5 protein-coding genes are annotated in these 6,404 nt (G+C 67.5%); all 5 read right to left on the bottom strand.

All coding sequences use genetic code 11. The features are described 5' to 3' along the window. Window positions 1-275: 275 nt before the first annotated feature. Entirely contained in the window at window positions 276-1,124 is an 849-nt protein-coding gene (locus ACIA1L_RS32145; RefSeq protein ID WP_396076819.1) for a hypothetical protein, read from the bottom strand. Between the two features lie 339 nt (window positions 1,125-1,463). Further along, a complete protein-coding gene (locus ACIA1L_RS32140) occupies window positions 1,464-3,293 on the bottom strand; it encodes a ParB/RepB/Spo0J family partition protein (RefSeq protein ID WP_396076818.1) in 1,830 nt (609 codons plus the stop codon). Window positions 3,294-3,585: 292 nt separating this feature from the next. Then, a complete protein-coding gene (locus tag ACIA1L_RS32135) occupies window positions 3,586-4,527 on the bottom strand; it encodes a DUF4192 family protein (protein ID WP_396076817.1) in 942 nt (313 codons plus the stop codon). Window positions 4,528-4,841: 314 nt separating this feature from the next. Next, complete coding sequence (locus ACIA1L_RS32130; protein WP_396076816.1) at window positions 4,842-6,035, bottom strand: hypothetical protein; 1,194 nt, start codon at window positions 6,033-6,035, stop codon at window positions 4,842-4,844. A 24-nt stretch (window positions 6,036-6,059) separates the two neighbouring features. After that, window positions 6,060-6,383 (bottom strand): hypothetical protein, encoded by a 324-nt coding sequence (locus tag ACIA1L_RS32125; RefSeq protein ID WP_396076815.1) that lies wholly within the window; start codon window positions 6,381-6,383, stop codon window positions 6,060-6,062. Window positions 6,384-6,404 lie beyond the last annotated feature (21 nt).

The raw sequence follows: 6,404 nt of genomic DNA, 5'->3' as shown, positions 1-6,404 counted from the left end.
TACCAACGTGCTGTGGGCCCTCATCCGCGACAACCGCACCTGGCAGGACGAACCCCCCACCATCACGGCTTGACACGCTCATTGAGAGTCCTTTCGTCACGACGAACGGCCCACACCCGCGAGGGTATGGGCCGTGAACGGTTTCGACTGGTGGTGGGTAAGGCGTCAGCGTGAGTTTGTCCTGTGGAACGTTGCAATGCTGCCGTCGTCGAGGCGTACCTGGCGAACCTGCGTGCCGAACAGGTCCACGGTGAACCGGTCGAGATCGAAAAACTTCAGCGGAATGCCGGCCGCTGACAGCGCGTCGGTCCAGCCGCGCCGGTCTCGTTCGGCCTCGACGAAGGTGCGCGGGCTGTCATACGTGCCGATGTAGGAGTCGGCGAAGGCCGCGGTGATCTCCAGGAAGCCGGTGTGGCGGTGGACGCCACCGCGCGAAGCCAGTCCCCAGCGACGTACGCGGGCAACGCAAAAGCGGCGGTGATCGCTTCGATCGCGCACAACGCGTCAAGCGACAGCACGGTACGGTCGCGACCGTAGTCGCCGTAACCCATTGCGTCGAGGATCAGCAGCTCGTCCTGGGCGGCGTCGGGGCGTCCGAGAAGGGCGGCGAGGTGGCGCACGCTGCGGTCGAGTTCCTTGTCGATGCGCGCCCACACCGTCAGAGTCGGGTCCTGCCGATGAGCGACAAGCACGGCCGTGGCAGCCCTGCGCCCGGCGGGTGGTGCGGGGTTCGTGCGGCCCTCTCGTTCGTCGCGCAATCGGGCCAGGATCAGCAGCTCGCTACGGTGCAGGCTGCGGAGGGCCTCGGCGGCGAGTGCCTGGTGGCGGGACTGATAGGCGCTCAGCTCGGCTTTCGGCAGGACGACCTGAGCGCGGTAGGTGAGCCATGCGACGGGGGTGCCGCGGCTGGCCACGACGTAAGCGATGCTGTTGTCGAGGATCGGCTCGGTCGGCCGGCGGTACAGGTTGTTCTGTATCAGTTGGGCGTCCTCCGGATCGAGGCTGCCGGTGGGAATGCAGCTTGGGGGCAATTGGTGCAAGGCGTAACCGATGAGTGGGCCGGCGTTAACCGGGACGAGACTGCTGATCAACCGCCAGGCTTCTTCCTGGGTGGTGCGGATCATTGAAGGTCCTCGCTTCTGGAGATGGGTTCGGTCAGCTTGTTGCCATCTAGTGGTTGGCTGACCTCGTCGTGGATCGCGGCGCTCTCGGTCGTGCATGCCAGGTCGGGGCATCGAAGCCGCGGCTAGGCGTTTTCGGAGGGTGTCGGGCGAGTGCGGGCACGGCACATGGGGTGTGCCCGCGGTTGCACTTCACGAGGGCGTTGCAGCCCGCTGCGCTGGGGCCGTAGCGCAGGACGGTGAGGGCCGGCAGGGATGTGATCTGCACTGTGGGGAACGAACGGCGCGTATCCCGCCGTGGTCGGAATGGTGGGGGTACGCGCCGTTCGGGCCTATCAGGAGTCAGGCGTCAACTTCGGGCTGCGGCTCCGGCTGCTGAACTGGTTGCGAGCTGCGGAGTTCGTCGTCCGTGTCCGGCTCGGAGTCGTCGACCTCCCTATCGGCTCGGGGGTCGGTGAACTCCTCGTCCTGCCGGTCGAGGGGCAGATCCGGCTCGGGGGCGGGACCGTCGTCACCGTCCCGCTCGTCGCCGTCGCCGTCGCAGTCGCGAAGTTCGCCGTGGTCCTCCTCGTCCTCCTCTTCGTCTTCGTCTTCGTCGACGGTCGCCTCGGCTGCGGGCTGGAGTGTGTCGTACAGGCTCTGTTCCGCTTCGCTGAGCGGGTAGTGGGCGGCGATGAGCAGGTCGAACCACGCGAGCCCTCGCGCCTGGTCGGGCCTCGGGCTGTAGCGGATGGCGGCGCGGCCGAGGTTGTCTTCCAGGTTGCAGATCCACTTGGCGACCAGGGATCGGCTCAACCGGTCCACGCCCGCGCCGTCCAGCGTGTCGGCGTCGCTTCCGCCCAGCTGCTGGTACAGGTCCTCCAACGGCGCATCGACGCCGAGGTACAGGCCGAGGGTGGCTGCGCGCAGCGCCTCGGGGAACAGCTTGCGGGCTGCCTTCGCGGTGCCGAACGTCCGGACAACGAACTCGTGCCTGGTATGCGCGGCTAGCCGCAGCTCGTCACGGAGCTGCTCCTCGCGCTGCTCCCGCTCCTGCCTGGCTGCGGTTTGCTCCGGCGACTCGCCGAAGTGCCGAGACTGCGCGTTGCTTGAGCGCCGGTAGCCGAGGGCAGCGGGGTCCTTGCAGTACACGACCGTGCGGGCCTGCCCCCCGTCCTTTTCGATGAACGCTGCGAATCCCGGCTGCGTCTTGACCTGTTCGACGTCTACGGGGTTGCCGTCGCTGTCGACGAGGTGCCGGACGTCGACCTCGGTGCTGCTGTAGCCGAAGTCCTTCGGCCTTTTAGCCAGTTCGATCTCGTCGAGGGTGGCCTTGGCCCGAGCACGCTTCTGGGCGAGCGCGTACTCCTGCTTCTCTTCTTCGGCGCGCAGGACCCGCTTGAAATCCCATTCCTTGCCGGCCACCTCCATCAGGCGGGCCAGAATCTGCGGCGAGTTCTTGAACTTCTCGATCGCGAGCTGCTGATCGGCGTCCACCGCTCCCAGGTTGTAGGCCTGCTGGACTACCTCGGGGAGTTGTCGCACGCGAAGGGCCTGGTCCACGCGGACCGTGGGGATGGCGCGCTTCTTCGCGATCTCCGCGCTCGACCAACCCTCCAGGGTGAGCTGGTAGTACGCCTCGGCCTCTTCCAGCGGGGTCAGGCCGGTGCGGTGAGCGTTCTCCAGGATCGACGCCATGATCTGCTGCGCGGCGTCGATGTCCGGCACGATCCAGCACGGCACCAGGAACCGGCCGGCCGCGATGGCGGCGTACTTACGGCGGTGACCCATGACGACCATGAACCGTTCGCCATCGGACTCGGCATCCGATCGGACGCCTACTGCGCCTTCCTCGTGCGCTGCGTCCGCCGGAGCCGGCACGCCGACCACGATGAGAGGCGCGACTACCCCGGATTCGGCGACGGATTCGTCGAGGTCGTCGTCAATGTCGGCCGGGTTGGTGCGGGTCTTGCGGGGGTTGTCGATCAGGTGGCGGGCGTCAAGCCAGCCGAACCGGTGCGCAGGAAGGCCCGGCTGTTCGCCGCCTTTGAGAATCACGGGGCCGGTGAAGATTTCCCCTTCGAGAACCGGCGGTTCGATGTCCGTGCCCGGCTGTAGCAGCGGCTCCTCGACGGTGCCGTCGTGCTCGTGTTCGGTGTCGAGTTCGGTGGGGGACAGGACGGTACTGCTCACGACTTCCTCCAAGAATGACGGAGATGGCGGGCCGCCCGCGTGGAGGCAGGCGACCGGCGCTGCTGGCGCGATCCGACGGGCCGGCCGATCGGCGCTGGCCCGTCAAGACCCCCGACCTGCGGGTAGGCGCCTGGGTAGCTGGTGGAGGGTCTTGCGGGACGAGCCGTGGACGGCCAGGATCAGTGGCCAGCGGCGACGGGCCTGCCCCACGCCGGGCCACGGACCGCCCGCTCGGGTGTGTCGGTGGAACTGGTTCGTACGGCGACGTGGCTTTGCCTGCCCGCAGTGGTGATCACGGAGACGGGGGGTCAACGTCGCGGGGCGGCGACGGCCAGGCAACATCGCGTGCGCGGATGCCGGAAAGCAGGACTCGAGCGACGAGGTGGGTCATGTGATCATCTGGGTCGGCGGCACGGGCACGGTCCGCGGCGGCGAACGCGAGCTTCTTGTTGCCGCCACGCCAGGCCGACCAGGCCGCGAGCGCGGCGGGGGCGCCGGCGTGGCTGTCGGGCATCCGCCGGCTCAGATCGAGCCATAGGTCGCGCTGCCACACTTCACCGTCGGTGGCCCGCCACGCCGCTTTGCGGGTGGTCTCGTGTCGTAGGGCAGCGCCGAGCTGTGCGGCTTGCCGGTCGGTGAGCACCCCACCGCCGGCGGCATGCCGCAGGCACGTGTCGAGCAGATCGGGAGGACCGGCGCGCCCGGCGGGCAGGTCGGCGAGGATCCGTTCGATCGCAGCCTGCGCTTGCGGGTTAGGTTCGACCAAGCCCAAGATGGCGCGGTAGGAGGGCATGGCGACGACGCCGCGGGCGGTCATGGTCGCGGCGACCAGGCTGGTATTCGCGTCGAAGGCCTGACCTTCGGCGAGCGGGCAGCTGCAGCCGGGCAGCACACAGGTCACCCAGCCGTCAGAGACAAGCAGTCGGACCGTGACGCGAACGGCGCGGTGCACGAGCGCGGCAACCTCGGAGACTTGTTCGTCCGCGTGGTGTGGGCCGTAGCCGATGAGCCACAGCTCGTCGTCGCCGTCGAGGATCGCGGCCGTCACGATCTGCCGGGCAATGTCTTCGCTGTCCTGGTCGAGAGCGACGGTTCGGGCACGGCGTGTAAACCGGCCGGCGTCGAGGCTGAGCACAACGATCTCCCGTTCGGGATGGACACCGAGCACATACGGGATCAGGGCAAGAACGTCGACGTGGGTGCGTAAAACGACGGGAGCACGGTGGTTCGGCATGGTGTTCAACTTCCGAGAGATAGGCGAAATGGGAGAGAGGTGCAGGTGGCAGCTAGGGCCGCGACGGGTAGCTCCGGCAGCACCGAGCCGAGCCGTAGCCCGCTGCGGTGAACTTCGTGAGCCACGGCTCGATTCGAAGCTGGGTGGTGCGGCGCCAGCGATGCGGCTGCTGCAGGACTTCGAAGGAGTCGCCGTCGCTTCATCAGTGCGGTCGCATTGGCCAGGTCCGGGGCGGTAAGTCGTTGAGCGCGCGCGACCGTTTGCGGCAGGATCGACGCGTTACGACAAGCTGCACCGCTCGTTGTAGGCGGCCGTCATTTGCTGCCCTGCTGCGATGGCTCTGAGCTATCGGCGACACCCTCTTGCGCCCACGCCCACCGCTGCTCGAACGTGGTGCGCTGTTTGTCGTGCACTCCGGTTGGGGCCGCGACGATGAGATGTTCCGTACGCGGATAGGCCGCCGCGGTGCGGTGTAGCCAGGCCCGGGTGATGCCGAACTCGTCGACTGAGGCGCCGGGCATTCGGCGGACCACGTCGGTCGCCGCTTGGGGGGTGCAGACCTCAAGGGTGCGTACCGACCGCCACACGGGTCCTTTGCGGCCGGGTTCGGATCGGTGCGGGTGGTAGATGCGTCGCACGTCGTAGATGTGCCATGGCATCTCCGCTAGCCGGGCGTCAGCCGCGGCGATCGCGTCGTGCAAGCCGAAGGACGCCGCGACAGTGCGGGCGGTCCGCCTACCGAACAACGCCATCCGCGGATTCAGAGCCAACGCCGTGTACTCGAGAATGATCGCGTCAACAACCGCGGCGGGGTTCCGCCGCCAACGGTCAGCGAACCCCTCTCGATCTCCATTCTGAAATGGACAGAACGTGCAACAGGAGCGCTCCCAGACGACGCCGAACTGTTCATGGAGATAGCCTTCACAGGTGCGGCGATCCCACGCCCAATCGATTAATGGATGCCGTGGCCGGCGGCCGAGCCGCGCGTACGAGCGGTCGTTGACGGCCCGGTCCGGTTCGTCGGCGGAGAACCCGAGCAGATGCTCATACGGTGCCCCGCCGAGGTGATCGCGGATCCAACCGTCCAGCGGCTGACCCTTCGCATGGATCGAGCATTTACGCTGGTGCTTGGCCGACTCGGGCAGAGTGCCGTTGGCCCGGAGTTCGTCGGAGAGTCGCCACGGGCCCCGCATGATCATCCGTTCGGTCTGCCGGGAGTCGGAGAGCACGATGTAGCCGTCACGCACGTGCGGCCCCAGTGCGGCGACCTGCACGAATCGGACCTCGAACCGCCGCATCAGCGGCAGCAAATGGGCGTTCATCAGCTCCTCGGTGCGCGGGTATTCCTCACCGGTCATGGCGCTTAACACCACGAGACCATCACGGTGTCGCCGAACCTGCGGATCAATCAGGAGTCGAGCCAGCATCGCCGACGAGTCGACCCCCATGCCGAGACTGATGACGGTCAGCGCATTTGGTGGAAGTGTGACGATTGTCGGCGGTGGCATGTCGGTCTCCGTCCAGGGTGTGGTCTAGTCGGCTGTCGACGGCGCCGGAGGCGGGTCGCCGTCGTGTGAACGGCGTGGCCTGATGAGGTCGTGGTGCGCGCCGGGCATGAGTTGCGTGACGGGAACCGGCCGGCCGTTGAGCTTGCGGATGAGGCTGGCGCAGGCACCGCACAGGGGTTCCTTGACGGTGCCGGGTGCGCCGGGGGTGATCGGGGTGCCGTCGGTGCGCAACGGGCACCGCGTGATGGTGTCGATCCAGATCGACGGCACCGTCGCGGGGTCGTGCACCACCGGGGCCGTACACCGGATGCAGTTGGCGAACAGCAGTATCGACGGCTCGTCATACATGGTCGGACCCTTTCCGTGGTC

It is taken from the genome of Actinoplanes sp. NPDC051859 (assembly GCF_044452725.1).
GTDB lineage: Bacteria > Actinomycetota > Actinomycetes > Mycobacteriales > Micromonosporaceae > Actinoplanes.
This window is presented reverse-complemented; position numbering and strand designations above follow the sequence as displayed.

Excerpts from the sequence above, each read along its gene's own strand:
- ACIA1L_RS32145 (WP_396076819.1), bottom strand. The coding sequence starts at position 1,124 with ATGATCCGCACCACCCAGGAAGAAGCCTGGCGGTTGATCAGCAGTCTC.
- ACIA1L_RS32135 (WP_396076817.1), bottom strand. The coding sequence starts at position 4,527 with ATGCCGAACCACCGTGCTCCCGTCGTTTTACGCACCCACGTCGACGTT.
- ACIA1L_RS32130 (WP_396076816.1), bottom strand. The coding sequence starts at position 6,035 with ATGCCACCGCCGACAATCGTCACACTTCCACCAAATGCGCTGACCGTC.
- ACIA1L_RS32125 (WP_396076815.1), bottom strand. The coding sequence starts at position 6,383 with ATGTATGACGAGCCGTCGATACTGCTGTTCGCCAACTGCATCCGGTGT.